The organism is Ruegeria meonggei (assembly GCF_042768335.1).
GTDB lineage: Bacteria > Pseudomonadota > Alphaproteobacteria > Rhodobacterales > Rhodobacteraceae > Ruegeria > Ruegeria meonggei.
On sequence record NZ_JAXHBT010000001.1, the window covers coordinates 3528064 to 3554967 of the forward strand.

29 protein-coding genes and 1 pseudogene are annotated in these 26904 nt (G+C 57.7%); 24 read left to right on the top strand and 6 right to left on the bottom strand.

Annotated elements, in window-relative coordinates; genetic code table 11:
- Positions 1–401: 401 nt before the first annotated feature.
- The 6 genes and pseudogenes from SJY13_RS17465 to SJY13_RS17490 all read left to right on the top strand — a co-directional run.
- Positions 402–980, top strand: a pseudogene (locus SJY13_RS17465) (FkbM family methyltransferase); the annotation flags it as partial.
- Positions 981–1281: 301 nt separating this feature from the next.
- A complete protein-coding gene (gene rpsJ, locus SJY13_RS17470; protein ID WP_008756422.1) occupies positions 1282–1596 on the top strand; it encodes a 30S ribosomal protein S10 in 315 nt (104 codons plus the stop codon).
- An 18-nt stretch (positions 1597–1614) separates the two neighbouring features.
- On the top strand, positions 1615–2340 hold the full coding sequence (gene rplC / locus SJY13_RS17475) for a 50S ribosomal protein L3 (RefSeq protein WP_085823277.1): 726 nt from the start codon (positions 1615–1617) through the stop codon (positions 2338–2340).
- Positions 2337–2954, top strand: coding sequence for a 50S ribosomal protein L4 (gene rplD, locus SJY13_RS17480; protein ID WP_377192688.1), 618 nt, complete (start codon positions 2337–2339; stop codon positions 2952–2954). Before rplC ends, rplD begins: the two co-directional genes overlap by 4 nt.
- Positions 2951–3247 carry a 50S ribosomal protein L23 gene (locus SJY13_RS17485; protein WP_377192690.1) on the top strand — a complete coding sequence of 99 codons (297 nt, stop codon included), beginning with the start codon at positions 2951–2953 and terminating at the stop codon, positions 3245–3247. Before rplD ends, SJY13_RS17485 begins: the two co-directional genes overlap by 4 nt.
- A gap of 170 nt (positions 3248–3417) precedes the next feature.
- Positions 3418–4452, top strand: coding sequence for a fatty acid desaturase (locus tag SJY13_RS17490; protein ID WP_377192692.1), 1035 nt, complete (start codon positions 3418–3420; stop codon positions 4450–4452).
- A 119-nt stretch (positions 4453–4571) separates the two neighbouring features.
- On the opposite strand, the gene SJY13_RS17495 is transcribed toward SJY13_RS17490, so the two are convergent.
- The gene (locus SJY13_RS17495) at positions 4572–5261 is read right to left on the bottom strand and encodes a hypothetical protein (RefSeq protein WP_377192694.1); all 690 of its coding nucleotides are present in this window, start codon (positions 5259–5261) and stop codon (positions 4572–4574) included.
- Positions 5262–5485: 224 nt separating this feature from the next.
- Here SJY13_RS17495 and SJY13_RS17500 point away from each other — a divergent pair, with 224 nt between their 5' ends.
- The 9 genes from SJY13_RS17500 to rplQ all read left to right on the top strand — a co-directional run bounded on the left by SJY13_RS17500 (position 5486) and on the right by rplQ (position 12100).
- Complete coding sequence (locus SJY13_RS17500; RefSeq protein ID WP_377192696.1) at positions 5486–5701, top strand: DUF1127 domain-containing protein; 216 nt, start codon at positions 5486–5488, stop codon at positions 5699–5701.
- A gap of 169 nt (positions 5702–5870) precedes the next feature.
- On the top strand, positions 5871–6731 hold the full coding sequence (locus tag SJY13_RS17505) for a hypothetical protein (RefSeq protein ID WP_377192698.1): 861 nt from the start codon (positions 5871–5873) through the stop codon (positions 6729–6731).
- A 133-nt stretch (positions 6732–6864) separates the two neighbouring features.
- The gene (rplO, locus tag SJY13_RS17510) at positions 6865–7338 is read left to right on the top strand and encodes a 50S ribosomal protein L15 (RefSeq protein ID WP_377192700.1); all 474 of its coding nucleotides are present in this window, start codon (positions 6865–6867) and stop codon (positions 7336–7338) included.
- A gap of 109 nt (positions 7339–7447) precedes the next feature.
- Positions 7448–8812, top strand: a complete 1365-nt coding sequence (gene secY, locus SJY13_RS17515) for a preprotein translocase subunit SecY (RefSeq protein ID WP_085823270.1) — start codon at positions 7448–7450, stop codon at positions 8810–8812.
- On the top strand, positions 8809–9453 hold the full coding sequence (locus SJY13_RS17520; protein WP_377192702.1) for an adenylate kinase: 645 nt from the start codon (positions 8809–8811) through the stop codon (positions 9451–9453). The genes secY and SJY13_RS17520 overlap by 4 nt, the downstream gene beginning before the upstream one ends.
- Before the next feature lie 202 nt (positions 9454–9655).
- Positions 9656–10024: a 30S ribosomal protein S13 gene (rpsM, locus tag SJY13_RS17525; RefSeq protein ID WP_037311700.1), complete on the top strand. Its 369-nt coding sequence runs from the start codon at positions 9656–9658 to the stop codon at positions 10022–10024.
- Positions 10025–10038: 14 nt separating this feature from the next.
- Complete coding sequence (rpsK, locus tag SJY13_RS17530) at positions 10039–10428, top strand: 30S ribosomal protein S11 (RefSeq protein ID WP_037311698.1); 390 nt, start codon at positions 10039–10041, stop codon at positions 10426–10428.
- A 115-nt stretch (positions 10429–10543) separates the two neighbouring features.
- Positions 10544–11560, top strand: a complete 1017-nt coding sequence (locus SJY13_RS17535) for a DNA-directed RNA polymerase subunit alpha (protein ID WP_377192704.1) — start codon at positions 10544–10546, stop codon at positions 11558–11560.
- 117 nt (positions 11561–11677) lie between these two features.
- Positions 11678–12100, top strand: a complete 423-nt coding sequence (gene rplQ / locus SJY13_RS17540) for a 50S ribosomal protein L17 (RefSeq protein WP_377192706.1) — start codon at positions 11678–11680, stop codon at positions 12098–12100.
- Positions 12101–12176: 76 nt separating this feature from the next.
- Here the strand turns inward: rplQ and SJY13_RS17545 are convergent, their stop codons facing one another.
- Positions 12177–13160, bottom strand: a complete 984-nt coding sequence (locus SJY13_RS17545) for a TAXI family TRAP transporter solute-binding subunit (protein WP_377192708.1) — start codon at positions 13158–13160, stop codon at positions 12177–12179.
- 138 nt (positions 13161–13298) lie between these two features.
- Here SJY13_RS17545 and SJY13_RS17550 point away from each other — a divergent pair, with 138 nt between their 5' ends.
- The 9 genes from SJY13_RS17550 to SJY13_RS17590 all read left to right on the top strand — a co-directional run bounded on the left by SJY13_RS17550 (position 13299) and on the right by SJY13_RS17590 (position 23273).
- A complete protein-coding gene (locus SJY13_RS17550) occupies positions 13299–14687 on the top strand; it encodes a trypsin-like peptidase domain-containing protein (RefSeq protein WP_377193696.1) in 1389 nt (462 codons plus the stop codon).
- A gap of 4 nt (positions 14688–14691) precedes the next feature.
- Positions 14692–16005: a replication-associated recombination protein A gene (locus SJY13_RS17555; RefSeq protein WP_377192710.1), complete on the top strand. Its 1314-nt coding sequence runs from the start codon at positions 14692–14694 to the stop codon at positions 16003–16005.
- 109 nt (positions 16006–16114) lie between these two features.
- Positions 16115–17158 carry an RluA family pseudouridine synthase gene (locus tag SJY13_RS17560; protein WP_377193698.1) on the top strand — a complete coding sequence of 348 codons (1044 nt, stop codon included), beginning with the start codon at positions 16115–16117 and terminating at the stop codon, positions 17156–17158.
- A complete protein-coding gene (locus SJY13_RS17565; protein ID WP_377192712.1) occupies positions 17155–17826 on the top strand; it encodes an HAD-IA family hydrolase in 672 nt (223 codons plus the stop codon). The genes SJY13_RS17560 and SJY13_RS17565 overlap by 4 nt, the downstream gene beginning before the upstream one ends.
- 4 nt (positions 17827–17830) lie before the next feature.
- Entirely contained in the window at positions 17831–18538 is a 708-nt protein-coding gene (locus tag SJY13_RS17570) for an ATP12 family chaperone protein (RefSeq protein ID WP_377192714.1), read from the top strand.
- Positions 18539–18747: 209 nt separating this feature from the next.
- The gene (locus tag SJY13_RS17575) at positions 18748–19764 is read left to right on the top strand and encodes an amino acid ABC transporter substrate-binding protein (protein WP_085823261.1); all 1017 of its coding nucleotides are present in this window, start codon (positions 18748–18750) and stop codon (positions 19762–19764) included.
- A 130-nt stretch (positions 19765–19894) separates the two neighbouring features.
- Positions 19895–21163: an amino acid ABC transporter permease gene (locus tag SJY13_RS17580; RefSeq protein ID WP_377192716.1), complete on the top strand. Its 1269-nt coding sequence runs from the start codon at positions 19895–19897 to the stop codon at positions 21161–21163.
- A gap of 1 nt (position 21164) precedes the next feature.
- Positions 21165–22469 carry an amino acid ABC transporter permease gene (locus SJY13_RS17585; protein WP_377192718.1) on the top strand — a complete coding sequence of 435 codons (1305 nt, stop codon included), beginning with the start codon at positions 21165–21167 and terminating at the stop codon, positions 22467–22469.
- Positions 22470–22481: 12 nt separating this feature from the next.
- Positions 22482–23273, top strand: a complete 792-nt coding sequence (locus SJY13_RS17590) for an amino acid ABC transporter ATP-binding protein (RefSeq protein ID WP_085823258.1) — start codon at positions 22482–22484, stop codon at positions 23271–23273.
- 46 nt (positions 23274–23319) lie between these two features.
- On the opposite strand, the gene SJY13_RS17595 is transcribed toward SJY13_RS17590, so the two are convergent.
- The 4 genes from SJY13_RS17595 to SJY13_RS17610 form a co-directional block, all read right to left on the bottom strand.
- Positions 23320–23817 (bottom strand): SixA phosphatase family protein, encoded by a 498-nt coding sequence (locus tag SJY13_RS17595; protein WP_377192720.1) that lies wholly within the window; start codon positions 23815–23817, stop codon positions 23320–23322.
- Entirely contained in the window at positions 23814–24500 is a 687-nt protein-coding gene (locus SJY13_RS17600; protein WP_377192722.1) for a ferredoxin, read from the bottom strand. The genes SJY13_RS17595 and SJY13_RS17600 overlap by 4 nt, the downstream gene beginning before the upstream one ends.
- A 19-nt stretch (positions 24501–24519) precedes the next feature.
- Positions 24520–25383: an acetylglutamate kinase gene (argB, locus tag SJY13_RS17605; RefSeq protein ID WP_085823256.1), complete on the bottom strand. Its 864-nt coding sequence runs from the start codon at positions 25381–25383 to the stop codon at positions 24520–24522.
- Between the two features lie 104 nt (positions 25384–25487).
- Positions 25488–26891 (bottom strand): PepSY-associated TM helix domain-containing protein, encoded by a 1404-nt coding sequence (locus tag SJY13_RS17610; protein ID WP_377192724.1) that lies wholly within the window; start codon positions 26889–26891, stop codon positions 25488–25490.
- Between the last annotated feature and the right edge of the window lie 13 nt (positions 26892–26904).

Below are 26904 nucleotides of genomic sequence, written 5' to 3' on the forward strand. Positions count from 1 at the left end.
AACTAAGTGAGACCACGTCGCTGGCTGGCTGAATACTGGCGCTTTCCTCGCTGATCTGTGCAGTGCTCGGGTCATTACTCGGAACGGACGGTCCGGTGAAATACCCTGTGGGTCAGACGCCAACCCAAAACCAGCCGTTCAATCCGAGTTGTAGTTTTTCCAAAGAAGTGCTTTTAGAATGTCGCCGTCAATCAAAACTGACGTAAGTGCACAAGGAGTACTTCGAGATGGACGAAACAGTACAAAGGCTGTCCAGACGTTTGAAGCGACGCGGTTACCAAGTCCTGCCAAACAAGGAAACGGGCGAGTACATCCGCAGTCTCGGTTTCCAAGTGCAAACGGTGTTTGACGTTGGGGTTGCCGGGGGCACCGCGCATTAATACGCGGCTTTTCCTGATTTAAAATTTGTTTTGATCGAGCCAATTGCAGACTACGAAGCAAAGCTGCGAAGAAAATGGGCGGTCAAAATCAATATTGATTTTCATGCCTGCGGTGTTGGGGCAGAAAACGGCGAGACAACGCTGCGTATTACAACGGTCGGTGCCAGATCGATGGGAACACGCGCGACAATGCTCGAATTTGACGATGCCGCCACGGCGCAAATGTCGAAAATCGAAGAAAGACATGTACCCGTGAAGACTCTTGACGAGATCGCGTCGAGCTACAAAGGACCATTCGGCCTGAAGATTGATACCGAAGGTTTGGAAATCGAAGTTGTTCGGGGTGCATCGGAAATGTTGAAAAACTGCGCCTTCGTTCTGGCCGAAGTTTCAACACGCCGTCGCTATCAAGGCGGATACAAGTTCAGTGATTTTGTTTCGGTCATGGCGGAACATGGGTTTAAACTGCACGATTTCATAAGACCTCCGTCGCTACAGGCAACCGACTGCGATGCGATTTTTGCACCTTTCAACATCTCTTTGTTCGACTATCGGGAACTGAAGCTGTCGCGGGTCGCATCGAAAGACACAAAATCGTAGGAAGAAGTCACTCCTTTTCTTTCTTGGATACGTGTGCCCATGAGGCACGAGTAATTCTGGTTTCGTCGCGATGATGCTTAGTTAATACTGCGCGGCGGGTTTGAGAAATTTGACGGCGGTCAAATCTGGAATCGGATAGCCGGAAAAACCCCTTGCCAAACACCTCACACCCCTGTAGATCGCGCGAGTTCTCACTAAGAACATCAAGGCGGGATGATTCCCGCCTTTTGGGTTCGACGAGGGTTGGCGATGCGCGCTTGTCCTCCTCTCAACCTCAACGCCTGATAAAAGGCTGTTATTTATGCAAAGCCAAAACATCCGTATTCGGCTGAAGGCATTTGACTATCGCGTTCTGGATGCCAGCACGCAAGAGATCGTCAACACTGCCAAGCGGACCGGCGCGAACGTGCGCGGCCCGATCCCGCTGCCGAACAAGATTGAGAAGTTCACGGTTCTCCGTGGCCCTCACGTTGACAAGAAATCCCGTGACCAGTTCGAGATCCGCACGCACAAGCGTCTGCTCGACATCGTTGATCCGACCCCCCAGACCGTTGACGCGCTGATGAAGCTCGACCTCGCCGCTGGTGTGGACGTCGAGATCAAGCTGCAGTCATAAGATCGGAGGGTATTGATTATGCGCTCTGGTATTATCGCAAAAAAAGTCGGCATGACCCGCCTGTTCATGGAAGACGGCAAGCAGATTCCTGTGACCGTTCTTCACCTGGACAACCTGCAGGTTGTTGCACAGCGTACCGATGAGCAGGACGGCTATACCGCTGTTCAGCTGGGTGCCGGTGCCGCCAAGGCAAAACGCACCTCGAAGGCGATGCGCGGCCACTATGCCGCCGCCAAGGTCGAGCCCAAGCGTAAGCTGGCCGAGTTCCGCGTCTCGACAGACGGCCTGATCGAAGTGGGTGCCGAGATTTCGGCCGAACACTTCCTGGAAGGTCAGAAGGTTGACGTTTCGGGCACCTCGATCGGTAAAGGCTTTGCCGGTGCAATGAAGCGCCACAACTTTGGTGGCCTTCGCGCTACGCACGGTGTTTCGATCAGCCACCGTTCGCACGGTTCAACTGGCCAGTGTCAGGACCCGGGCAAGGTTTTCAAAGGCAAGAAGATGGCCGGTCACATGGGTGCTGCCCGTGTAACCACCCAGAATCTGGAAGTTGTCAAAACTGACGCCGACCGGAACCTGGTCTTCATCAAAGGCGCCGTTCCCGGACCGAAATCGGGCTGGGTCACCGTCAAGGACGCCGTCAAGAAGAAAGCACCGGAAGGCCTGCCTTTCCCGGCTGCTGTGAAATCGGCTGCAACCGAAGCACCTGCGGAAGAAGTTCCCGCGGAAGGTGGTGAAGCATGAAACTTGATGTAATCAAACTGGACGGCGGCAAAGCCGGCAACATCGAGCTGGACGCAGACCTGTTCGGCCTCGAGCCGCGCGCGGACATCCTGCACCGTGTGGTCCGTTGGCAGCGCAACAACGCGCAGGCTGGCACTCACAAGGTCAAGACCCGCTCGGAAGTGAACTACTCGACCAAGAAGATCTATCGCCAAAAAGGCACCGGTGGCGCACGCCACGGCGCACGCTCGGCACCGATCTTCCGTGGTGGTGGTGTTTACAAAGGTCCGGTCGTGCGTTCGCATGGTCACGACCTGCCGAAAAAGTTCCGCAAGCTTGGTCTGCGCCACGCACTGTCTGCCAAAATGGCAGCTGGTGAGCTGGTTGTGATCGAAGACGCAGCATCAGAGGGCAAGACTGCCGCTCTGGCCAAGCAGGTTGCAAACCTGGGCTGGAAACGCGCTCTGGTCATCGACGGTGCCACCGTGAACGAGGGCTTTGCCCGTGCCGCCGCAAACATCGAAGGTCTGGATATCCTGCCGACGATGGGCGCAAACGTCTATGACATCCTCAAGCGTGACACTCTGGTGATCACCAAAGCGGGTGTCGAAGCACTGGAGGCTCGACTGAAATGAGCGCGAAGGCAGAACACTACGACGTGATCCGCAAGCCGATCATTACTGAAAAGTCGACCATGGCGTCTGAGAACGGCGCGATTGTCTTTGAAGTGGCGATCGACAGCAACAAACCGCAGATCAAAGAAGCGGTTGAATCGCTGTTTGGTGTCAAGGTGAAGGCGGTCAACACCACCATCACCAAAGGCAAGGTCAAGCGGTTCCGCGGCCAGTTGGGCAAGCGGAAAGACGTCAAAAAGGCTTATGTGACCCTGGAAGAGGGTAACACCATCGACATCTCTACCGGTCTTTGATCGGATCTGTCTTTGGACAAACCATTAAGACCCCCGCGAGAGCGGGGGTTTTTCTTTAGGTGGTGACACCAAAAATTGAGCGCCAATCCCAGCGTCTCGACCAGAAATTGATTGCTATACCGGTGGGGTCGTCTATCCGGTATGCAACAAGCAAAAGATATGGCAGGCGCATGACCCAATCCTCTCTCTCGACCCGGGACAACCCGGATGTGACCGTCGCGCGGGATTGGGTGTCGACGCTGGCCAAATATCGGGAACCAAACCAGCCGCGCAGCTGGTTCGAGCTGGGGGCCACCATTGTTCCCTTCATCGCGCTTTGGGCGCTGGCCTGGATGTCTTTGTCGGTCAGCTATTGGCTGGCCTTTGCCGTTTCGGTTCTGAATGCGGCTTTCCTGCTGCGCCTGTTTGCCATTCAGCATGATTGCGGTCATGGGGCGTTTTTTACGAACCGGACGGTCAGTGATTGGGTCGGACGGGGGCTCGGGGTGCTGACACTGACGCCCTATGACGTTTGGCGCCGCACGCATTCCTCGCATCACAACTCTTCGGGCAATCTGGACAAGCGTGGGATGGGTGACATCCACACGTTGACCGTGGCAGAATACCGCGCGCTGACGCCGAAGAACCGTCTGTTGTACCGCCTATATCGCCACCCGATCACCCTGTTTGGATTTGGCCCCGGCTATTTGTTCCTGTTTCAGAACCGGCTGCCGCTTGGCCTAACACATATTCCAAAATTCTGGGTCAGTGCGATGGTGACAAACCTGGCTATTCTGGCCGCGCTGGGGGCCGTCTATTACTTTGGTGGGCTGATGCCGGTGCTGCTGATTTTCCTGCCCTCGACCCTGATTGCCGCCGCGGCCGGTGTCTGGCTGTTCTATGTGCAGCATCAATTCGAAGAGACGCAGTGGGATCCCGATCAGGATTGGCAGCTGCACGAGGCTGCCCTGCACGGCAGTTCGCATTACATCCTGCCCTCAGTATTGCAGTGGTTCACGGCCAATATCGGCATCCACCACGTGCACCATCTGTACAGCCGCATTCCATTCTACCGTCTGACCGAAGTGCTGCGTGACCATGATGAGCTGGCCAACAGCAATCAGATGACCATCCGTGAAAGCCTCGCCAACGCGCGGCTGCACCTATGGGACGAGAACCACCGCCGCCTTTTGTCGTTTGCCGAGGCGCGGGCGCTGTATGGGTGAGGGGGTCGCTCAGAAGGTTTGAGCGTCAGCAGGAAGACTTCGAGACAGCGGTTTTCTAAGTGGTTGAGCCTCTGCTTCGAGCCCAGACTAGCCGCCTTGGCAAGTACATCAAAGCCTGCTTATCCATCCGAGCGAGCATCAACTGCAGCTTGGCATCTACCCGGTAAAGCTCTCATTACACTGAATCGGAAAAACACTCGTGGGCTGAGAGGCGGGTCCAACTTTGGAAGGGCTTGTCGGACTGCTCCAGCTACGGCGGGCTGGTTTGCAAGGACGATACCGTTTTCACGCACGTCGCATCTAGCTAACACAAACCCCGGCTGCTGAGTATCTGTCAAATCAACGCTTCCTGGTACGGCCAAGCTTCCTTCGTACCAGACCTGCGCCGCTTCTTCGACTTCGTCCCATTCGACCCAGTCCTGCCACGCGTTCGCGATTTTCGCTTCAAGGACGGGATTGCGACCCCACAGTATGCAACCAAGAACATTATCGAACGGAGGCGGAAAAACGCTGGCAATAATTATTCCATTATCGGTGTTTAAGCGGATACGTTGCCCACGTTCATTTTGATCAATGACTGTGCCTAGGTTGAGTAATGGGGCATTTGTGTTCTGGACAACACTTGCCTCACAAGCTGCAAACGCATCGCTCAAGGACACGTCGGCGTCGGCCTTGGCAGGCAGCAAATTCAAAACCGATAAGCCAACCAAAACAACAAACACCCGGCACATAGCGAACTCTCCTTCAAAAAGTGCGATTGCCGACCCTGCGACGGAAAAATAACTGAAAGCTGTGAATATAGGTATCATACTTCAGAGACAACGTCCGAACACGTCGGCTTTTTCCGCTAAGTGGACGAAATCACTTTACGCATCATGCATCTCGCGTGAGCTGTCATTCCCAAAACGCATATCGGCTAGACCAAAATCTCCGTTGTTAGCGTTATTCATCACCCCTATCTGAACCCTGTCCCAAACAGGAACAATCAAAGCAACGTTGGGGAATACGCCCTGATCAAGATAGGAATTCAGAAATGGCACATACAGCAACAGCACCTCATGGCGGCATCAACCTGGTCGCACGTCTTGCAGAGTTCGTCACCAAGGCGAAAGAAACCTACGCACTGCGCGCCGAGTTCAACCGCACCTATTCGGAACTGCAAGGTCTGTCCGACCGTGAACTGCACGACATCGGCGTGCGCCGCTGCGATATCAGCGACATCGCCCGCGATCACGTTTACTGCTCGTAACTCGTTATACACACCACTCACCCAGAGGCGCCTTTTGGCGCCTCTTTTGGTTTGGAATGTGTACAAGCGACACAAACGGATCAAATCTCAGCCGAGTTTGTTGAAGATACCGATGTTATCCTTCAAGTGAGGTCAGGTCGTCGGGTAGAGACAGGAAGGGCTGGACCACGTGCGAGACTATCAAATCGGTATGTTGTGGGTCGATGGCCCTCTGAGTTTTCTGGAACAACTCTGCATCAAGTCATTTCTGGATATGGGGCAACATGTATGCCTCTATACCTACGGAGATGTGACGAACATCCCTGAGGGGACGGAACAGCGGGACGCCCGCAAGGTTCTGTCGGGTGAAAATATCATCACCCATAAACGAACAGGCAGCCCTGCCGTTCACGCCGATAAGTTTCGATATCGGATGCTGGCACAGGAACCCGATATGATCTGGGCGGACACGGACGCCTACTGTGTCCAACCCTTCACAACAGATAACGGCCATTTCCACGGTCATCTCGCGCCCAATGAAATCAACAACGGTGTTCTGCGACTGCCGCCCGACAGCGCGACATTGTACGATTTAATTGACTACACTGAGAACCCGTATCGCATTCCGCCGTGGCTGCCGACTGCGTTCCGAAAGGGTCTGATCACTGACGCCCTCGCCGGTACGCCAAGACATGCCGGAGAGATGTTGTGGGGGGTTTGGGGCCCGCGTGCACTGACATGGTTGTTGCGGCAAAATGATGAGGCACGGTTTTCATTTCCTGCAGAAGTCCTCTATCCGATTTCCTTCAAGCATCGGCGGGTCCTGGGTCGCCCGTCTGCCGGAGCAGAGCGATTTATTACCGAAGACACCAAGTCCATTCATTTCTACGGGCGGCGCATGCGGTCGTTTATTCTGAACAAGTTTGGTGGCGTCCCTCACCCCGACAGTCTGGTTGGAACATTGGCGAAAAAGCATGGTATCGACCCCCACGCCGCGCCAGTCCTCCCGAAGGTTCAAGCCGATGAAGAGGCGCCCCAGGACGACGGATAACGCCGTGACTTGCCAAGCGAGGGGAACGGGATTATACGCCTCCGGTGGACCTGTGTCCGCAAGAATCAAAACCAAGAAATGCCGTGTCTGACCCATCACGCTTCGGGGTCATTTCCGGCGAAGGAGAAGCGAAATGAAACTGAACGAATTGCGCGACAACCCAGGCGCCACCCCGAAACGGACCCGCGTTGGCCGTGGTCCCGGCTCTGGCAAGGGTAAAATGGGTGGCCGTGGTATCAAAGGTCAGAAATCCCGTTCGGGTGTGGCCATCAACGGTTACGAAGGCGGCCAGATGCCGCTGTACCAACGTCTGCCCAAGCGTGGCTTCAACAAGCCGAATCGCAAGGCATTCTCCGTTATCAACCTGGGCCTGATCCAGAAATTCGTCGACGCCGGCAAGCTGGACACCAAGGCAGCGATCACCGAAGATGCGCTGATCGCATCGGGTCTGGTGCGTCGCAAGCTGGACGGTGTCCGCGTTCTGGCTAAAGGCGAAATCAGCGTCAAGGTGAACCTGGAAGTGACCGGAGCATCGAAAGCTGCCGTTGAGGCAGTTGAGAAAGCGGGCGGTTCACTGACGGTCACAAAAGCCGCTGCGACAGAGTAAGCGCTTGTGAGCGGGCAAAGTCCCGCTTACATAGACCCCAGAGTTTTCCAAGACGCCGCCCGAGCCGGAAAACGGTTCCGGGCGGTGTTTTCATAAGAGAGACCGATTTATGGTATCAGCAGCAGAACAAATGGCAGCCAACACAAGCTGGTCTGCCCTTGGTAAAGCCACCGATCTGCGCAACCGCATCCTGTTCACGCTTGCATTGCTGATCGTCTATCGTCTGGGCACTTTCATTCCCGTGCCCGGGATAGACGGTGCAGCCCTGCGCGAGTTCATGGAACAGGCGGGGCAGGGCATCGGCGGCATGATTTCGATGTTCACCGGCGGGGCGCTGGGGCGGATGGGTATCTTTGCCCTCGGTATTATGCCCTATATCTCGGCCTCGATCATCGTGCAGCTGCTGACATCCATGGTTCCCGCCCTCGAACAGCTCAAGAAAGAGGGCGAGCAGGGCCGCAAGAAGATCAACCAATACACCCGTTTCGGCACCGTCGCGCTGGCCACCGTTCAGGCCTATGGCCTGGCTGTTTCGCTGGAATCGGGCGATCTGGCAACAGATCCGGGCCTGTATTTCCGTATGTCGACCATGATTACGCTGGTCGGCGGCACCATGTTCCTGATGTGGCTGGGTGAACAAATCACCGCGCGCGGCATCGGCAACGGTATCTCTTTGATCATCTTCGTGGGCATCATCGCCGAAGTGCCGGCGGCGATGGCACAGTTCTTTGCCAGCGGACGCAGCGGTGCAATCAGTCCCGCCGTGATCATCGGTGTGATTGTGATGGTGATCGCCGTGATAACCTTTGTGGTGTTCATGGAGCGCGCATTGCGCAAGATCCACATTCAGTATCCGCGCCGTCAGGCCGGTATGAAGATCTATGAGGGCGGTTCCAGCCACCTGCCGGTCAAAGTAAACCCTGCGGGCGTTATTCCGGCGATCTTCGCCAGCTCGCTGCTGCTGCTGCCGGTGACGATCTCGACCTTCTCGTCGGGCGCCACCAACGGGCCGGTCATGTCCTGGCTGTTGGCCAACTTCGGCCCCGGACAGCCGCTGTACCTGCTGTTCTTTGCGTCGATGATCGTGTTCTTCGCTTATTTCTACACATTCAACGTATCGTTCAAACCGGACGATGTGGCAGATAACCTGAAAAAGCAGAACGGTTTTGTGCCGGGAATCCGTCCGGGCAAGAAAACCGCCGAATATCTGGAATACGTGGTCAATCGCGTGCTGGTTCTGGGCTCGGCTTATCTGGCGGCGGTGTGTTTGCTGCCTGAAATTCTGCGGGGCCAGTTTGCCATTCCGTTCTATTTCGGTGGCACCTCGGTTCTGATTATCGTCTCTGTGACCATGGACACGATCCAACAAGTTCAGAGTCATTTGCTTGCGCATCAATACGAAGGCCTTATCGAAAAGTCCCAACTGCGCGGTAAAAGCAAGAAACGCGGCAGGAAGGGACCCTCTCGTCGATGAACATCATACTTTTGGGCCCCCCGGGGGCAGGCAAGGGGACGCAGGCGCGTCATCTGGTTGAAACACGCGACATGGTGCAGTTGAGCACCGGAGACATGTTGCGAGAGGCCAAGGACAGCGGCACCGAAATGGGCAACCGTGTGGCCGAGGTGATGGCCAAGGGTCAGCTTGTGACCGATGAGATCGTGATCGGCCTTATCGAAGAAAAGCTGACCACGGAAACCGGCGCTGGTTTCATCTTTGACGGCTTTCCGCGCACGCTCGCTCAGGCGGACGCTTTGTCGGCGCTGTTGACGAAGCTGGGCCAGTCGCTGCACACCGTGATCGAGATGCGCGTGGACGACGAGGCGCTGGTAGACCGCATCACCGCGCGTTCGACCTGTGGTGGGTGTGGTGAGGTCTACAATGATAACACCAAGCCAATTCCTGCAGACGGCAAATGCACAAATTGCGGCAAGGAGAACGACTTCCAGCGCCGCGCCGATGACAACGAAGACAGCCTGCGCACGCGTCTGATGGAGTATTACAAGAAGACCTCGCCGCTGATTGGTTATTACTACGCCAAGGGCGATCTGCGTCCGGTCAACGGACTGGCTGATATCAAGGAAGTCACCGCGTCGATTGAGGCAATCTTGGGCTGACTTTGGGTTGGGGCTTGACGGCCCCTTCAAAAGCCCATATCGACCCACATCCCTATGGGAATCACTACCGCGTGCGGGATTCGTTCCGGGCGCACCGACCACCTCGTACAAATGCTGGATCCTCTGGCGTCACTGCCAAGATCAAGTGTTGTGAAAAAAGGTTCCGGAGTTACGGAACCGCAACAAAAAAGGAAAGTGACACGTGGCACGTATTGCCGGCGTAAACATCCCGACTGCAAAGCGGGTACCTATCGCCCTCACATATATCACCGGAATCGGCAACACCTCGGCGCAGGCCATCTGCGAAGCCGTAGGCATCGATGCGACCCGTCGCGTCAATGAACTGTCCGACGCCGAAGTTCTGGCCATCCGCGAGCACATCGACGCCAACTTCACCGTTGAAGGTGACCTGCGTCGTGAAGTTCAGATGAACGTCAAGCGCCTGATGGACCTGGGTTGCTACCGCGGCCTGCGCCATCGTCGTAACCTGCCCGTTCGCGGTCAGCGTACTCATACAAATGCTCGTACTCGCAAAGGCCCCGCAAAGGCCATTGCCGGTAAGAAGAAATAAGGGGGGTCTGACAGATGGCACGCGAGAAGACTCGTACCAAGAAAAAAGAGCGCAAGAATATCGCATCGGGCGTCGCCCATGTGAATTCGACCTTCAACAACACCAAGATCCTGATTTCGGACGTGCAGGGCAACGCCATTGCATGGTCGTCGGCCGGGACCATGGGGTTCAAAGGGTCGCGTAAATCTACCCCCTACGCCGCACAGATGGCTGCAGAAGATGCAGGCAAGAAGGCGCAGGATCATGGTGTCAAAACGCTGGAAGTCGAAGTTCAGGGTCCCGGTTCGGGTCGTGAATCGGCTCTGCGTGCGCTGGCTGCCGTGGGCTTCAACATCACGTCGATCCGCGACGTGACGCCGATCGCTCACAATGGTTGCCGCCCGCCGAAGCGTCGCCGCGTCTAAGCGATTTAGAATTGAGCTGGGGCCCGCGTTTTCGCACGGCCCCAGCACGTCATTTTGAACCTCGGGCGTCTGCACCTTGTTGGTCATGGGGCGCGGACAGGAATGGAGGGATTACATGATCCACAAGAATTGGGCTGAATTGATCAAGCCGACACAGCTGGACGGCAAGCCGGGCAACGACCCTGCACGTCAAGCAACCCTGGCAGCCGAGCCGCTGGAGCGTGGCTTTGGTCTGACTTTGGGCAACGCGCTGCGTCGCGTTCTGATGAGCTCGCTGCAAGGCGCGGCCATCACTAGCGTCCAGATCGACAACGTCCTGCACGAGTTCTCCTCGGTCGCAGGTGTTCGCGAAGATGTCACCGACATCATCCTGAACCTCAAGCAGGTTGCCCTGCGCATGGAAGTCGAAGGGCCCAAGCGCCTGTCGATCAATGCCAAGGGCCCCGCCGTTGTCACCGCCGGTGACATTAGCGAAAGCGCCGGCATCGAGGTTCTGAACCGCGATCACGTCATTTGCCACCTGGACGATGGCGCCGATCTGTTCATGGAACTGACCGTCAACACTGGCAAAGGCTATGTCTCGGCTGAAAAGAACAAGCCCGAGGATGCGCCTATTGGCCTGATCCCGATCGACGCGATCTATTCGCCGGTCAAAAAGGTTGCCTATGACGTTCAGCCGACCCGTGAAGGTCAGGTTCTGGACTATGACAAGCTGACCCTGAAGATCGAAACCGACGGGTCGATCACTCCCGAGGACGCGCTGGCTTTTGCTGCACGCATCCTGCAGGATCAGCTGTCGATCTTCGTCAACTTCGACGAGCCGGAATTGGCTGGCCGCCAGGACGAAGACGATGGTCTGGAGTTCAACCCGCTGCTGCTGAAGAAAGTAGACGAGTTGGAGCTGTCGGTTCGTTCGGCAAACTGCCTGAAGAACGACAACATCGTTTATATTGGCGATCTGATCCAGAAGACCGAAGCCGAGATGCTGCGCACCCCGAACTTCGGCCGCAAGTCGCTGAACGAGATCAAAGAAGTGCTGTCCGGCATGGGCCTGCACCTCGGCATGGATGTCGAGGATTGGCCGCCTGACAACATCGAAGATCTGGCGAAGAAATTCGAAGACGCGTTTTAAGCGCGTCTTCCCAATGCCCGCGCTTGCGGGGAATGCACGGGCAATCATGCCCCAAGGAGAGCCGGTGACACGCATCGCCGGCCAGACAAAGCAAAACGCTGAAGAAGGAACTAGAAAATGCGTCACGCACGTGGTTACCGCCGCCTGAACCGTACTCATGAGCACCGTAAGGCTCTGTTTGCGAACATGGCTGGCTCACTCATTGAACATGAGCAGATCAAGACAACTCTGCCCAAGGCAAAAGAACTGCGCCCGATCGTTGAAAAACTGATCACTCTGGGCAAACGCGGAGACCTGCACGCCCGCCGTCAGGCCGCATCGCAGCTGAAAGAAGACCAATACGTCGCAAAGCTGTTCGAAATCCTTGGCCCCCGCTACGCCGAGCGTCAGGGCGGTTATGTCCGCATCCTGAAAGCCGGCTTCCGCTATGGCGACATGGCCCCGATGGCGATCATCGAATTCGTTGACCGTGATCTGGACGCCAAAGGCGCGGCTGACAAAGCCCGCGTTGCCGCCGAAGAAGCCGCAGACGAAGATTAAGAAAGCCCCGCTTTCATGTAAAAACCCCCGCGTCCCGGACGCGGGGGTTTTTCTATTTTTGCGCACCACAGGGCTGTTACTTGATCCAACCCCGTTCCCGATAATACCGGACCGCCCCTGGATGCAGGGGTGCGGTTAGGCCCTCGCGGATCATGATTGACGGTTGCAACCCACTCAGCGCCGGATGGTTGCGGGCCAACTGAGGCAGATTTTCAAACGTGGACTTAACGAAGGCATAGACATCGTCCTCGGGCACTTTGGCGCTGCTCAGCAAGGTAGCCCTGAAGCCAAAGGTTTTGGTAGGTGACGCCACCCCTTTATACGTGTTCGCTGGGATCGTATCTTTGCTGAGGGCATCTGACCGGGAAACCAAGCGATCAATCTGACGACCAGACGCCGAAACCAATTGGATCGGACAGGTCCGTGCCGTTTTCTGAATCCAACTGGCCGGGTAGCTGACGACAATTGCAACGGCGTCAATGTCACCCAAACACAATTGTTTTCGCAATGGGTTCTTTTCGTTGGGCTTATAGGTGTCAAAGGCAGAGGTATCCCAGTTCGCCGCCCGGGGAAGTTGTTGCACCAAGTGCGTGGCTGAACCATCCAGATTGACACGCTTCCCGTTCAGATCATCAACAGACCTGATGTCGGACCCAGCGCGCGCAATGACGGTCAAAGGTGCGCTGTTAATTGAGAACAAAGAGTGCAGAGATGTGTCCGCCCCCTTGTTTTTGAAAAAGTGTGCGCCCTTCAGCGCGTCTTGCGCCCAATCCGACCGCGCCACCACGAGGTTGAATTTACCCCGGCGCAGCTTTGGTAAATTCTCCCGTGGGCCATCCGTGGCTTTGGCGATGCATTTGTACCCAACAGTACCTTGGGCAAACGATGTGCACAGCAGGCTGCCAACCGCAAAGTAATATCCGCTTTTCGCCCCTGTCCCCATGGTTAGTTTGGTATCCGCAGCCTGCGCGGTATGTGCGGACAACCCAAGGGCGGCAGTCAGGAACAAAGAGGATGGTCGCAGGTGCTTTTGCCCCGCGGCAAGTATTCTACTAAGCACAATTCGTCCGTTTCGTTTGATTAATTCGGGCGAACGTTTTCACCGCCACCACCCCAAGTCAATGCGCCAGAGACAGCATCACGCTTGCAATCTTGTCACATGCCTCGCATATCCGATGGACAAGTCATCGACGGGAAGATCATGCGGAAAATTCTGTGCTCGCTGCTGTTGGCCTCATTCGCGGTTTCGGCCCAGGCCGAAACCAAAGTACCGACATCACAGGCCGAGATCAGCCTTGGGTTTGCGCCTGTGGTGAAACAAGCCTCGCCTGCGGTGGTGAACATCTATGCCAAGATCGTGCGGCAGGGGCGGGCGAATCCGTTTTTCTCGGACCCGTTTTTTCAGGATTTCTTTGGTCGGGGCTTTGATGAGCCGCGCCAACGGGTGCAGAACTCGCTGGGTTCGGGCGTGATCCTGTCGGATGACGGGTTTGTGGTGTCTAATTACCACGTCGTCGGCACGGCCACTGAAATCCGGGTGGTGACGACCGACCGGCGCGAGTTTTCGGCTCAGGTGGTGCTAGGTGACGAGGAAAGTGACATTGCGATTCTTCGGCTGCAAGAGGCAGACGGCCTGCCGTATCTGCAGATGCGCGATTCCGATCAGGTTGAAGTAGGCGAACTGGCGCTGGCCATCGGTAATCCGTTTGGCGTGGGGCAGACTGTGTCGTCGGGCATCATCTCGGGGCTTGCGCGGACCGGGACGGCCACGGGCAATGCGCGGGGGTATTTCATTCAGACCGATGCGGCGATCAACCCCGGCAATTCCGGCGGGGCGTTGATCGATGTGAATGGCGACCTGATCGGGATCAACACCTCGATCCTGACACGTTCGGGTGGGTCGAACGGTATCGGGTTTGCGATTCCGGCCAATCTGGTGGCTGAGTTCCTGCGCCAGGCACAGGACGGCAATGACAGTTTCGTCAGCCCTTGGGCCGGGATGGCGGGTCAGCACATGAGCGCAGATATTGCCGAGTCGCTGGGACTGGCCATACCGCTGGGTGTCGTGATCTCCGACCTGCACCCCCTCAGCCCGCTGGCCGATGCCGGGTTGCGGGTGGGCGACGTTGTGACCCATGTGGACGGTGATGAAGTGAACTCTCCGGCTGAAATGAAGTTCCGTATGTCCATTGCGGGTGTGGGCGGCACATCACTGGTGACCCGCCTGCGGGGGGAAGAGCAAACCGAGGTTGAGATTGATCTGATCAAAGCGCCCGAAACCCCGGCAGCTGAAGAAACGACGCTGGATGATCACACTGTAATGCCGGGGCTGACCGTGTCGCGGGTGAATCCGGCGGTGATTGCCCGGATGGGGCTATTGCTGGCCCAGACTGGTGTGGTCGTGGTGGATGCCGGCCCTTATGGCGGCCGATCCGGGCTGCGTCCCGGCGATGTGGTCAGCGGCATCAATAGTGCGCAAATTGAACATCCCGCCGATGTGGTCAGGGCGCTGACCGATCCGGGCCGTCGGGTCAATCTTGATATTCTACGCGGTGGTCGATCGGTCTCGCTGCGGTTCCGGTTGTAACCGTGTGAGCGACCTGTTCGATACCGGGGCGTCCGAGCCCGCACTGCCCGCACATCGCCCGCTGGCGGATCGGTTGCGACCGCAAACGCTGGCCGAGGTGATCGGGCAGGAACAGATGCTGGGCCCTGAGGCACCGTTGGGCGTCATGCTGGCCTCAGGCAGCCTGTCCAGTCTGGTGTTCTGGGGGCCGCCGGGCGTCGGTAAAACCACTATCGCACGGTTGCTGGCGCAAGAGACCGATCTGCATTTCGTTCAGATCAGCGCGATTTTCACCGGTGTCCCCGACCTGAAGAAAGTGTTCGAGGCTGCGAAGATCCGGCGCCAGAACGGGCAGGGGACGCTGCTGTTTGTTGATGAGGTCCATCGCTTTAACAAAGCGCAGCAGGATGGGTTTCTGCCCCATATGGAGGACGGGACAATCCTGCTGGTCGGGGCCACGACCGAGAATCCGTCCTTTGAACTGAACGCCGCTGTGCTCAGTCGGGCGCAGGTGCTGGTTCTGGAACGGCTTAGCCTGGCTGATCTGGAGCGATTAACCCAACGCGCTGAGAAAGAGCTGGACCGCGCCCTGCCGCTAACCGGCCCCGCCCGGGACGCGCTGCACGAGATGGCGGATGGTGACGGGCGTGCGCTTTTGAACCTGATCGAACAAGTTGCGGCATGGAAGGTCGATGCGCCCCTGGACCCCGACGCGCTGTCGACCCGGCTGATGCGCCGGGCGGCGAAATATGACAAATCCGGCGAAGAGCATTACAACCTGATCTCGGCCCTGCACAAATCGGTGCGCGGTTCAGACCCGGATGCCGCGCTGTACTGGTTCGCGCGGATGCTGACCGGGGGCGAAGACCCGCGCTTTCTGGCGCGTCGGATCACCCGGATGGCGGTGGAAGACATTGGTCTGGCTGATCCACAGGCACAGTCGATCTGTCTGCATGCGTGGGAAACCTATGAACGACTGGGCAGTCCCGAAGGGGAGCTGGCGCTTGCGCAGGCGCTGGTCTATCTGGCGCTGGCCCCCAAATCGAACGGAACTTATGTGGGCTATAAGGCAGCGATGCGTCTGGCCAAGCAATCGGGCAGCGCGCCGCCGCCCAAACATATCCTGAATGCGCCGACCTCAATGATGAAGGATCAGGGCTATGGCAAGGGCTATTCTTATGACCACGATGCCGAGGACGGGTTTTCCGGCCAGAACTACTTTCCGGACGGGATGGACCGGCCCGCACTGTACCAGCCGGTTGAACGTGGGTTCGAGCGTGAGTTGAAAAAACGGCTGGAGTATTTCGCCAAGTTGCGGGCGCAACGGAGCCCGCACTAGCCTTGGCTTGACTCTTGGGTCTTGGCGCGCCACAGACGCGCATGTTTTCTTGGGCACGACCAAACAGGCAAACCGCGCAGTGTTTCTGCGCGACGCAGAGGATATCGGCATGAGCGGCGTACAGATGATCACCGTGGAAGAGGGCGACGGAGACCAACGTCTGGATCGCTGGCTGCGCCGGCTGTTTCCCCATGTCAGCCAGGGTCGCATTGAAAAGATGTGCCGCAAGGGTGAGCTGCGTATTGAAGGCGGGCGGGTCAAAGCCTCGACCCGGCTTGAGGTCGGGCAGGCTGTGCGGGTTCCGCCTCTGCCGGATGCAGATCACAAACCGGTCGAGGTCAAACTACGGATCACCGATGCGGATGCCAAGATGATGCAATCCTGCGTGATCTACCGCGACGATCACGTGCTGGCGTTGAACAAACCTCAAGGGTTGCCGGCACAGGGTGGCAGTGGCCAGACCCGCCACGTGGACGGCCTGTCCGAGGCACTGCGGTTTGGTTATGACGAAAACCCCCGTCTGGTGCATCGACTGGACAAGGACACCTCGGGCGTTCTGCTGATGGCGCGCACACGCGAGGCGGCTAAAGGGTTGACAGCAGCGTTCAGGCATCGCGATACCCGCAAGATCTATTGGGCATTGGTGGCCGGGGTGCCGACCCCGTATCTGGGTGAAATCAAGACCGGGCTAGTCAAAGCGCCAGGTCACGGCAAACAGGGTGAGGGCGAAAAGATGATCGCCGTTCACCTGAACGAAATCGATGACACACCGGGTGCCAAGCGGGCGCATACGCTCTATGCCACGCTGTATCGGGTGGCCGGACGTGCCGCCTGGGTGGCGATGGAGCCAATCACCGGGCGCACGCATCAGTTGCGGGCGCATATGGCGGCGATTGGTCACCCGATCATCGGGGATGGTAAATACGGCGGCTCTGGGCAGGAAAACCTGGGCGACGGCTGGGGCGCACAACTGGGCGGGATCATCAGCAAAAAGCTGCACCTGCATGCCCGTCAGGCCTCGTTCCGGCATCCTGTGACCCGAAAGCTGATCACCGTCACCGCACCGCTGCCGGAGCATATGGAGCGCAGCTGGGACACGTTTGGCTGGTCCGAGGATCTGGCCGCAGGCGATCCGTTTGAGGCCTTGCAATGAGCGCACCGCTGCGTTTGGTGCTGTTCGATGTCGACGGAACTCTGGTTGACAGTCAGGGCAGTATCGTTGCGGCCATGACTGCTAGTTTCGATGCGCAGGCCTTGCCGGTGCCAGATCGGCAGGCGATCCTGTCCATTGTGGGCCTGTCCTTGCCCAACGCGATGGCGCAGCTGGCGCCCCAGCATTCGGCTGCGGATCAGCATCGTCTGGTCGAAGGGTACAAGGATGCCTATCATGCCCATCGGCTGGAACAGGGGGCGGCCAGCTCTCCGCTATATCCCGGTGCACGTCAGGTCATCGAAGCGCTTCATGCAGTCCCCGAAGTTTTGCTGGGGGTCGCCACGGGCAAATCACAGCGTGGGTTGGATGCACTGATCGAAGCACATGAGCTGGAGCGATACTTCGTCACCCGGCAGGTTGCAGATCATCACCCGTCAAAACCGCACCCGTCGATGATTGATACCGCGCGGGCGGAAACCGGTGTGGATGCCACGGCGACCGCCATGATCGGCGATACTCGGTTTGATATGGATATGGCCAAAGCCGCTGGCGTGGTCGGCATTGGCGTGGCCTGGGGCTATCATGACCGGTCCGCTCTGACCGCTGCTGCCCGTGTTATTGAAACCTTTGATCAGTTGCCGCAGGCGCTGGACGACATCTGGATCTGACACCATGAGTGATTTGAAGCCAAAGCGGTTCTGGACCGAAAGTGCCGTGGTCGAAACGGGCGGCGGATACACCATCGAACTGGACGGCCGCCGGGTAAAGACTCCGGCCAAAGCCGCCCTGGTTCTGCCGACGCGTGCTATGGCCCAGGAGGTCGCTGCAGAATGGGACGCGCAGGAGAAAGAGGTCGACCCGACTTCGATGCCGTTCACACGCTCGGCAAATGCATCTTTGGACAAGGTTCATCACCAACATGCCGAAGTGGCAGATATGCTCGCCGACTATGGTGATTCGGATTTGTTGTGCTATCGGGCGACGCACCCGCAAGAGTTGCAGCACCGTCAGGCCGAACAATGGGACCCGGCGCTGGATTGGGCCGCTGATACATTGTCCGCACGGTTGCTGCCTGTAGCCGGAGTTTTGCACCAGCCGCAGCCCGAGGCATCGCTGACCACCCTCCGGCAGCGTGTTCATGGATTAAGTGATTTTCAGCTCGCCGCCTTCCACGATCTGGTCAGTCTTTCGGGCTCGCTCGTCCTCGGGTTTGCCGCAGCAGAAAACTGGCGCCCGGCAGAAGAAATCTGGTCCATTTCCAGGTTGGATGAGCTTTGGCAGATCGAACAATGGGGCCACGATGACGAGGCCCATGCACTGGCTGAAAACAAGAAAGCGGCCTTCCTGCATGCCAAAAGGTTCTTTGATATCTCGGTTTGATCCTAGTTGGCCTGAATTTCGAACGCTAGGCTATCCAAGTCCGAGTTGACTCATCGATTTCCCTGATCCGACCCTTGACGTTTGTTTATGAATGCGACCAAACTCATGCCCACTAAAGGGGAGAACACCTTTGGGGAAACCTTTCTGGTACCAAAGGTGCCGGACGGAACCGTCCCAAGTCCGGGGCGGACAATCAGGAAGAGGTAAAAATGAAAAAATCCGTAATCTTGGGCGCGGCCACAATTGCCGGTCTGGCAGCGGGCGCAGCCATGGCGGGAACCGTGGACGACGTCAAAGCCCGCGGTAAGCTGAACTGCGGTGTGACCACCGGTCTGGTTGGTTTTGCTGCACCTGACGCGAATGGCGAATGGAAAGGCTTTGACGTGGCGGTATGCCGTGCCGTTGCCGCCGCTGTTCTGGGTGACGCAAGCGCTGTTGAATTCGTTCCAACCACCGGTAAGACACGCTTTACCGCGCTGGCTTCGGGTGAGATCGACATGTTGGCCCGTAACACAACCTGGACTTTCAGCCGCGATGTCGACCTGAAGTTCGAATTCGTTGGTGTGAACTACTATGACGGTCAGGGCTTTATGGTTCCTAAGGCACTGGGCGTCAGCTCGGCCAAGGAACTGGACGGCGCAACTGTCTGCATCCAGACCGGCACCACAACCGAGCTGAACCTGGCGGATTTCTTCCGCTCGAACAACATCAGCTATGAGCCGGTTCCGATCGAAACCAATGCCGAAGCGCAGCAGCAGTATCTGGCTGGTGCATGTGACGTCTACACCACCGACGCATCGGGCCTGGCCGCAACACGTGCCACGTTCGAAAACCCCGGTGACCACGTTCTGCTGCCCGAGATTATCTCGAAAGAGCCGCTGGGCCCGCTGGTTCGCCACGGTGACCACGAGTGGGGCGACGTAGTACGCTGGACTTTGAATGCGATGGTCTCGGCTGAAGAGCTGGGCGTGACTTCGGCCAACATCGATGAGATGTCGGCTGGCACAGACAACCCCGAAGTGAACCGTCTGCTGGGCAGCGAAGGCACTCTGGGTGAGATGCTGGGCCTGGACGCACAGTGGGCCATGCGCGCAATCAAAGCGGGTGGTAACTATGGCGAAGTGTTCGCGCAGAACATCGGTGAGGAAACTCCGATCGGTCTGGCACGCGGCCTGAACGCACAGTGGACCGATGGCGGCCTGCTGTACTCGCCGCCGTTCCGTTAAAAAGCCTACGAAAAAGGGCGCAGGGCAACCTGCGCCCTTTTTTCATCAATAAGAAACACGCCCGCATAGACCTGAGCGGAGACCAACTCTGCCGGTAAAAAAACGGGATGCACGGGGATATACATAGGTCATGACGACTCTCACTGACCCGCCGAAGGAGGAGTTCCGGCTGTCCATGCTCCTCTATGACACGCGGTACCGATCTGCGACGATACAAGTTATCGCTCTGTTCGGTTTCATGCTTTTGGCAGCTTGGATCATTTCGAATACTATTCAAAACCTTGAAGCGCTCGGGAAACCCGTTGAATTCGGCTTTTTCGGAGAACCTGCAAGCTATGACATCAACCAGCGTCTGCTGGAGTACAGCTCGCGCGATAGCCATTTACGCGCAGCCTTTATCGGGTTGCTGAATACATTGGTTGTTGCTGTTCTGGGCTGTATCACAGCCACGATTATTGGTGTTTTCGTAGGCGTTCTGCGCCTGTCCAACAACTGGCTGATTGCGCGGATCATGACTGTTTACGTCGAGATGTTCCGCAATGTGCCTGTTTTGCTTTGGATCGTGTTGGCCATGGCCATCCTGATCGAAGGCCTGCCCGCACCAAATGCGTTCCGAGGTGAAAACCCGACAGCAACGATGGATTTGTTCAACTCAGTTGCTGTGACCAACCGCGGTGTCTACATCCCGGAATTCCTGTTTACCCGGAGCCTCGGCGACATCCATTTTTTTGGTGCGTCGAGCATTCGGTTTGACGTATCTCTGGATTTGCTTGCGTTCTTGATCGTGTTGGGAGGCAGCATTTTTGCGATGCGCAAAGTTTCTGCCAATGCCGCAGCAAAGCAAGAGGCAACCGGTGATCGCCCAACCATCTGGTATATCCAGTTGGGCATTTTGTTTGTCCCTATGATTGTCCTGATGACGGCACTTGGATTGCATCTTGGGTATCCCGAACTGAAAGGGTTTAACTTCAAGGGCGGCACCCATATGCGCAACTCGCTGATCGCGTTGTGGCTGGCTTTGTCGCTGTACACTGCAGCATTTATCGCTGAGATCGTACGCGCTGGTATTCTGGCCATTTCCAAAGGCCAGACCGAGGCGGCATCTGCACTTGGGTTACGTTCTGGTCGGACCATGCGACTGGTAATCCTGCCGCAGGCGCTGCGGGTAATCATTCCGCCGATGATCTCAAACTATCTGAACCTGACCAAAAACTCATCGCTGGCAATCGCGGTGGGGTATATGGATATCACGGGTACGTTGGGTGGCATCACTATGAACCAGACCGGGCGAGAGTTGGAATGCGTTCTGCTGCTGATGCTGGTCTATCTGGCCATCTCTCTGAGCATTTCAGGTGTGATGAATTGGTACAACAATAGCGTCAAACTGGTGGAGCGGTAATATGAGTGATGTTTCATTTGTCCGCACTGAGATGTTGCCGGAGCAAGCTCCGCCCGCATCCGAAGTTGGTGTGATCGGTTGGGTCAAGCACAACCTGTTTTCTGGCTGGTTCAACTCGATCCTGACGCTGGTTTCGCTGTATGCGATCTACTACGTGTTGTCGGGTGTTCTGCCATGGACGTTCCAATCCGTTTGGAACGCTAATTCACTGACAGAGTGTCGTGAGATCATGATGGCGACCTGGGGCTCTACCCATGGTCATGCTTGCTGGGCCGTCATCAACGACCGCTGGCTGCAGCTGCTGTTCGGCTTCTACCCAAGCCATCTGTACTGGCGCCCGATTCTGTCGCTTGTTCTGTTGCTGGTTGCGCTGGCGCCGGTTCTGTATTCGGATCGCGTGCCGAGCAAGTTGCTGATCTTCAGCGCGATCTACCCGTTCCTGATGCCGTTCCTGATGTGGGGTGGCACCATTTGGGGCCCAATCTCAGCCGCGCTTGGATTTGTCGTCGCTTGGGGCGTCTACAGCGTCCTCAGCAAACAACTGAGTGAGTTGATCGGGATGATCGGTGCAGTCGTGGCTGCGGTGATCTGGTGGTTGGTTCTGTCGGGTTACTTCACAGGCGCGATGGACTCCATCTTGCCGGTAGGCATCGAGGCTGTACAAAGCCGCCAGTTCGGCGGCTTCATGTTGGCGATCCTGCTGGGCGTTGTAGCCATCGGTGTCTCGCTGCCAATCGGCATCGTTTTGGCGCTGGGCCGCCAGTCCGACTTGCTGATCGTCAAATACATGTGCGTGGGCTTTATCGAGTTCATTCGTGGCGTGCCGCTGATCACCCTGTTGTTTGTGGCGTCGCTGCTGCTGAACCTGTTCCTGCCACCGGGTACCAACTTTGACATCATCCTGCGGGTGATGATTATGATGACCCTGTTCTCGGCTGCCTATATGGCCGAGGTGATCCGGGGTGGTTTGGCTGCTCTGCCACGGGGTCAGTATGAAGGGGCCGACAGTTTGGGCCTGAACTATTGGCAAGCTCAGCGACTGATCATCATGCCGCAGGCCCTGAAAATCTCAATTCCGGGCATCGTGAGCACATTCATCGGGATCTTCAAGGATACGGTTCTGGTGTCGATCATCGGGCTGTTCGACGTGCTTGGCCTAGCCAACGCGATCCGCGCCGATACCGCGTGGAATGGCATCTACTGGGAATTGTTCGCCTTCATTGGCGCGTTGTTCTTCGTCGTCTGCTTCTCCATGTCCCGTTATTCCATGTATCTGGAGCGCAAGCTTCAGACTGGCCACCGATAAGGAGTTCAACATATGTCTGAACTTGCAATTGAACGCGAAATCGACCGATCCAAGATGCAGGTGAGCGACGAGGTCGCCATCGAAATCAACAACATGAACAAGTGGTACGGGTCCTTCCATGTGCTGCGCGACATCAATCTGACCGTCAATCAGGGCGAGCGGATCGTGATCGCGGGCCCGTCAGGGTCGGGCAAGTCCACCCTGATCCGCTGCCTGAACGCGCTGGAGGAACACCAGCAGGGCACGATCATGGTGGATGGGACCGAGCTGTCGAATGACCTCAAGAACATCGACAAGATCCGGTCCGAGGTTGGCATGGTGTTCCAGCACTTCAACCTGTTCCCGCATTTGACCATTCTGGAAAACTGCACACTGGCCCCGATCTGGGTGCGCAAGACGCCCAAGAAAGAGGCGGAAGAGCGTGCTATGCACTTCTTGGAAAAGGTTAAGATCCCCGAGCAGGCCGACAAATACCCCGGCCAGCTTTCGGGTGGTCAGCAGCAGCGTGTGGCGATTGCCCGCTCGCTCTGTATGATGCCGCGGATCATGTTGTTCGATGAGCCGACATCGGCCCTTGACCCAGAGATGATCAAAGAGGTGCTCGACACTATGATCGAGCTGGCCGAAGAAGGCATGACCATGCTTTGTGTGACCCACGAGATGGGCTTTGCCCGCCAGGTCGCCAACCGCGTGATCTTTATGGATGCCGGTCAGATTGTGGAACAGAACGAACCGGAAGAGTTCTTCAACAACCCACAAAGCGAGCGGACCAAGCTGTTCCTGAGCCAGATTCTGGGCCACTGAAGGCCGAGAAAATGTGGATTGGGCGGGGCCTTGGCCTCGCCCCTTTCTATTCCAACAACTCGCGTGGTATGACGAAATCCAGCACCTCGCCCGTGTTCCACTGAATATCCGCCCAATCGTCGAATGGAAACTTGATCACGGTGGTGGCGCAGGTCGGATAGTCATGAAAACGGGGGTGTGGTGGGGGCTGCTGAACGATCCGGCTGGCGAATTCCGCGATGCCTGGGTTATGGCCCAGCATCAGCACGGTCTGTTCCGTGGCACCCGTCAGTTCAACAAGAATGTCCCGAGGGGCGGCGTGATAGAGCGCGGGGTGGAAACGGATTTTGTCCGCCCTTAGCCCCATCCGATCCCAGGTTTCGCGGGTGCGGGCCGAGGTTGAACTGATCACCTCATCCGGCAGCCAGCCGTGGCCCTGCAACCAGCCTGCAATCGCCTTGGCCGATCTGCGTCCGCGCTTGGTCAGCAGGCGGTCGTGATCCGCAAGCGTGGGGCTGTCCCAACTGGATTTCGCATGGCGGGTCAGGATCAGTATCCGGCTCATGACGGGTGAAACGCCTTCATATGGTGCGCGGATTGCTCCGGGTCCCGCCCGGCCCCCGCGCTGAGAGGGCAGGCCAGCCGCGCCAGGCAGCCACCGGTCATGCAGGTCTGCCCCTGGGCAGTCGAAAGATGCCCGTGGCAGGCCTCAACGTCATAGAAGCTGTGGGTATTCAGGGCACCGACCGGGCAGGTGCGCGTGCAGGGGGCGTCGCAGGTCACGCAGAGCGATGGGCCGGTTGCGATGGGGATTTCAAGCTCCTTGGCAAAATGCAGCGCCCCACGGTATGAGATCATCATGCCCACCGTATCGTGCACCAGCGCGCCCACCGGGCTGCTGAAGGTGCGTCCCGATTTCAGCGCCCAGTCGATGAAAGGGGTGTAAGGCGGACCGCCAAAAGGGAAATAGGCATCGGCCCCCAGATCCTGCGCCATTTGTCCAATGACGCGCGCCGACCACCGGTCCACAGGATTGGGGCCTTGCCATTCTGGCGAGGCTTTCAGCACCGGCCAGAACGCAGATCCCGCGCCCAGCAGGATTAGAGTGCCATTGTCCAGACCCTTGGCCCCGCTGATGCGCGGATGGGTCGCGCCCATGACGATCAGGCCTGCCTGGTGCGCAACACGCCCTACCCAGCCATAGCTGATTGATGCGCGGTAAGAGGATGTTGAGGGCAGTCCGGTCATCTCTCCTCCGCTGTGCGCATTAGTCGGGACGGATCAGCGATCCGGCGCCGTGTTCTGTGAACAGCTCCAACAGCACCGCATTGGGCGCGCGGCCGTCCAGAATGACCACCGCCCGCACACCGCTGTGCAGCGCGTCCAGCGCGGTTTCCGTCTTGGGGATCATTCCGCCTGCGATTGTGCCGTCCAGTGTCATCTCGCGGATCTGACCGGCTTTCAGCTCGGTCACGACCTCTCCGGCGGCATTTTTGACGCCCGAGACATCGGTCAGCAACAACAACCGGTCCGCCTTGAGCGCCGAGGCGATGGCCCCGGCTGCGGTGTCGCCATTGACATTGAACGTCTCGCCCGCGCGCCCGGCACCCAGCGGTGCGATCACCGGGATCACGTCATGGGCAAACAGATCGTGCAGGATTTTCGGGTTCATCTCGGCGGGCGAACCGACAAACCCGAGCGAGGCATCGGTCTGATCGCAGGTCATCAGGTTGGCGTCCTTGCCTGACAGGCCCACAGCCGTGCCGCCCTGACCGTTGATGGCCTGAACGATGCGTTTGTTAACGAGGCCGGACAACACCATCTCAACCACTTCGACGGTGGCTTTGTCGGTCACGCGCTTGCCGTTGACGAATTCCGATTGGATATCCAGCTTGTCCAGCATCGCGTTGATCATGGGGCCGCCGCCATGCACGACAACCGGGTTTACCCCCACCTGACGCATAAGAACGACGTCGCGAGCAAAGCTCTCCATCGCTTCGTCGCTGCCCATGGCGTGCCCGCCCAGCTTGATGACGACAACTGCGCCGTCATAGCGCTGCAGGTACGGCAATGCGCTGTTCAAAGTGGCGGCGGTGGCGATCCAGTCCCGGTTCATATCACGTGTCTTCATGGCTGCTGTTCCTCTGGAATCCTGTGTTAGGACCTTTGGAACGTGCTGCCAAGACCGGATCGCTGAAGCGGCCGCACCGATTGCCCGTTGCGACCGCCTGAGCGTCAACTGATGGCGCGCCTCATGGCTGGAATATTGCTGACCAGAAGCAGATCAATGACCAGCACGGCCAGCAATGTAAGGCCCACCAGCGGAAAGGCCATCGCTGTGAACAGCCCGATCAGAACCGCCCCTTTCCACAGCGGCAATTCTGCCGGCATCGGCGGCGCGGCCAGCCGCCCCGCGCCGTGGGGCCTGCGTTTGAGCCACATGATCACGCCCGAGACACAGACAAAGATGACCGACAGGCAGAACAGCACGTTCAGAACAAAGTTCCACGTGCCCATCAGACCCATATGAAAGGGAATGCCAACAGCCATGGATTTTCCCATCAGCGAGTAATCCTGATACCGCACATCCGCCAGTATCTTGCCGGTGAACTGGTCCACATGAACGGTACGGTCATTGACCGGATCGGTTGAATCACTGCTCATGCTGTCGCGGTTCAGGGTCCAGACCCCTGTTTCATCTCCGGGATAGGCCACACGGAAACGCCCGGTCATGTCCAATGTGGTTCCAAGGGCCACAAGCGCGTCGATATTCACCGTTGTGCCCTGCGGTAGCCCGTCTATCCCGAAGTCTGACCCGGAGGCAGGCATCGGTGTTTGCTCCAGCGCCCAGGGGACGTCGTTCTGGTGACCGTGGTTCATGCTGGCGTGGGTTTCGTCAGACAGGGGGACATTATCCCATTTTTCGGCGGGAAAGCTGCTCCAGGCCTGCACGAACATGCCACCCCAGACGCCTGCCCAGGCCAAGCCCGAGATTAAGAAAACCACCAGTAACAGCGAGACCCAGAACCCGACCACAGCGTGCAAGGACTTCCACAAGGCGCGGCCCTGCGCCCGCAGGTTGGGTACAATTGCGGCCCACCCGGTTCCGCGCGGCCACCACATGTACAGGCCGGTGAACACCAGCAGCAGGCTCAGCCCGGCGGCGATCTCAAGAATGCGGTCTCCGGTGGTGCCAATCATCAGGGTCGAGTGGATGTTGTCGGCCAGATCATACCACCCGGCGCGGCGATCCCAGATCTCCAGAACCTCTCCGGCATAGGGGTCGACGGCCACAAGGCGCTGACCGTCCTCGGTTTTGATGCGGAACACGGTGGCCAGATCGGCGGCCTTGGGTCCGATCCATTCGACAACAGTCCCGGGGACCTCTGTCAGGGCCACGTCAGCCTGTTGCGAAACGGGCAGGGCAGTGCCTTGAACCGCGACTGCGATTTTCTCGCCATCCCGTCCGTCAAACTGCGTGATGAACATCATCATCAGCCCGGTTGTGGCAAGTGTGATCAGAAAGGGAATGACGAATATTCCCGCAAAGAAATGCCACCGCCAGGCAGCGAAGTAGAATTTTTGCGCAACAGTGTTTTGCGTCGGGGTGTCCCCCACGGTTTGGCTGTCTAATGCCATAGTGCTCTCCAGA

Coding starts and splice junctions, on each gene's coding strand:
- rplO (WP_377192700.1), top strand. CDS start 6,865: ATGAAACTGAACGAATTGCGCGACAACCCAGGCGCCACCCCGAAACGG.
- SJY13_RS17570 (WP_377192714.1), top strand. CDS start 17,831: ATGAGTGATTTGAAGCCAAAGCGGTTCTGGACCGAAAGTGCCGTGGTC.
- SJY13_RS17600 (WP_377192722.1), bottom strand. CDS start 24,500: ATGACCGGACTGCCCTCAACATCCTCTTACCGCGCATCAATCAGCTAT.
- SJY13_RS17490 (WP_377192692.1), top strand. CDS start 3,418: ATGACCCAATCCTCTCTCTCGACCCGGGACAACCCGGATGTGACCGTC.
- SJY13_RS17535 (WP_377192704.1), top strand. CDS start 10,544: ATGATCCACAAGAATTGGGCTGAATTGATCAAGCCGACACAGCTGGAC.
- SJY13_RS17500 (WP_377192696.1), top strand. CDS start 5,486: ATGGCACATACAGCAACAGCACCTCATGGCGGCATCAACCTGGTCGCA.
- rpsK (WP_037311698.1), top strand. CDS start 10,039: ATGGCACGCGAGAAGACTCGTACCAAGAAAAAAGAGCGCAAGAATATC.
- SJY13_RS17560 (WP_377193698.1), top strand. CDS start 16,115: ATGAGCGGCGTACAGATGATCACCGTGGAAGAGGGCGACGGAGACCAA.
- rplQ (WP_377192706.1), top strand. CDS start 11,678: ATGCGTCACGCACGTGGTTACCGCCGCCTGAACCGTACTCATGAGCAC.
- SJY13_RS17495 (WP_377192694.1), bottom strand. CDS start 5,261: ATGATACCTATATTCACAGCTTTCAGTTATTTTTCCGTCGCAGGGTCG.
- secY (WP_085823270.1), top strand. CDS start 7,448: ATGGTATCAGCAGCAGAACAAATGGCAGCCAACACAAGCTGGTCTGCC.
- rpsJ (WP_008756422.1), top strand. CDS start 1,282: ATGCAAAGCCAAAACATCCGTATTCGGCTGAAGGCATTTGACTATCGC.
- SJY13_RS17575 (WP_085823261.1), top strand. CDS start 18,748: ATGAAAAAATCCGTAATCTTGGGCGCGGCCACAATTGCCGGTCTGGCA.
- rplD (WP_377192688.1), top strand. CDS start 2,337: ATGAAACTTGATGTAATCAAACTGGACGGCGGCAAAGCCGGCAACATC.
- SJY13_RS17485 (WP_377192690.1), top strand. CDS start 2,951: ATGAGCGCGAAGGCAGAACACTACGACGTGATCCGCAAGCCGATCATT.
- SJY13_RS17585 (WP_377192718.1), top strand. CDS start 21,165: ATGAGTGATGTTTCATTTGTCCGCACTGAGATGTTGCCGGAGCAAGCT.
- SJY13_RS17595 (WP_377192720.1), bottom strand. CDS start 23,817: ATGAGCCGGATACTGATCCTGACCCGCCATGCGAAATCCAGTTGGGAC.
- rplC (WP_085823277.1), top strand. CDS start 1,615: ATGCGCTCTGGTATTATCGCAAAAAAAGTCGGCATGACCCGCCTGTTC.
- SJY13_RS17590 (WP_085823258.1), top strand. CDS start 22,482: ATGTCTGAACTTGCAATTGAACGCGAAATCGACCGATCCAAGATGCAG.
- SJY13_RS17520 (WP_377192702.1), top strand. CDS start 8,809: ATGAACATCATACTTTTGGGCCCCCCGGGGGCAGGCAAGGGGACGCAG.
- SJY13_RS17580 (WP_377192716.1), top strand. CDS start 19,895: ATGACGACTCTCACTGACCCGCCGAAGGAGGAGTTCCGGCTGTCCATG.
- SJY13_RS17610 (WP_377192724.1), bottom strand. CDS start 26,891: ATGGCATTAGACAGCCAAACCGTGGGGGACACCCCGACGCAAAACACT.
- SJY13_RS17565 (WP_377192712.1), top strand. CDS start 17,155: ATGAGCGCACCGCTGCGTTTGGTGCTGTTCGATGTCGACGGAACTCTG.
- argB (WP_085823256.1), bottom strand. CDS start 25,383: ATGAAGACACGTGATATGAACCGGGACTGGATCGCCACCGCCGCCACT.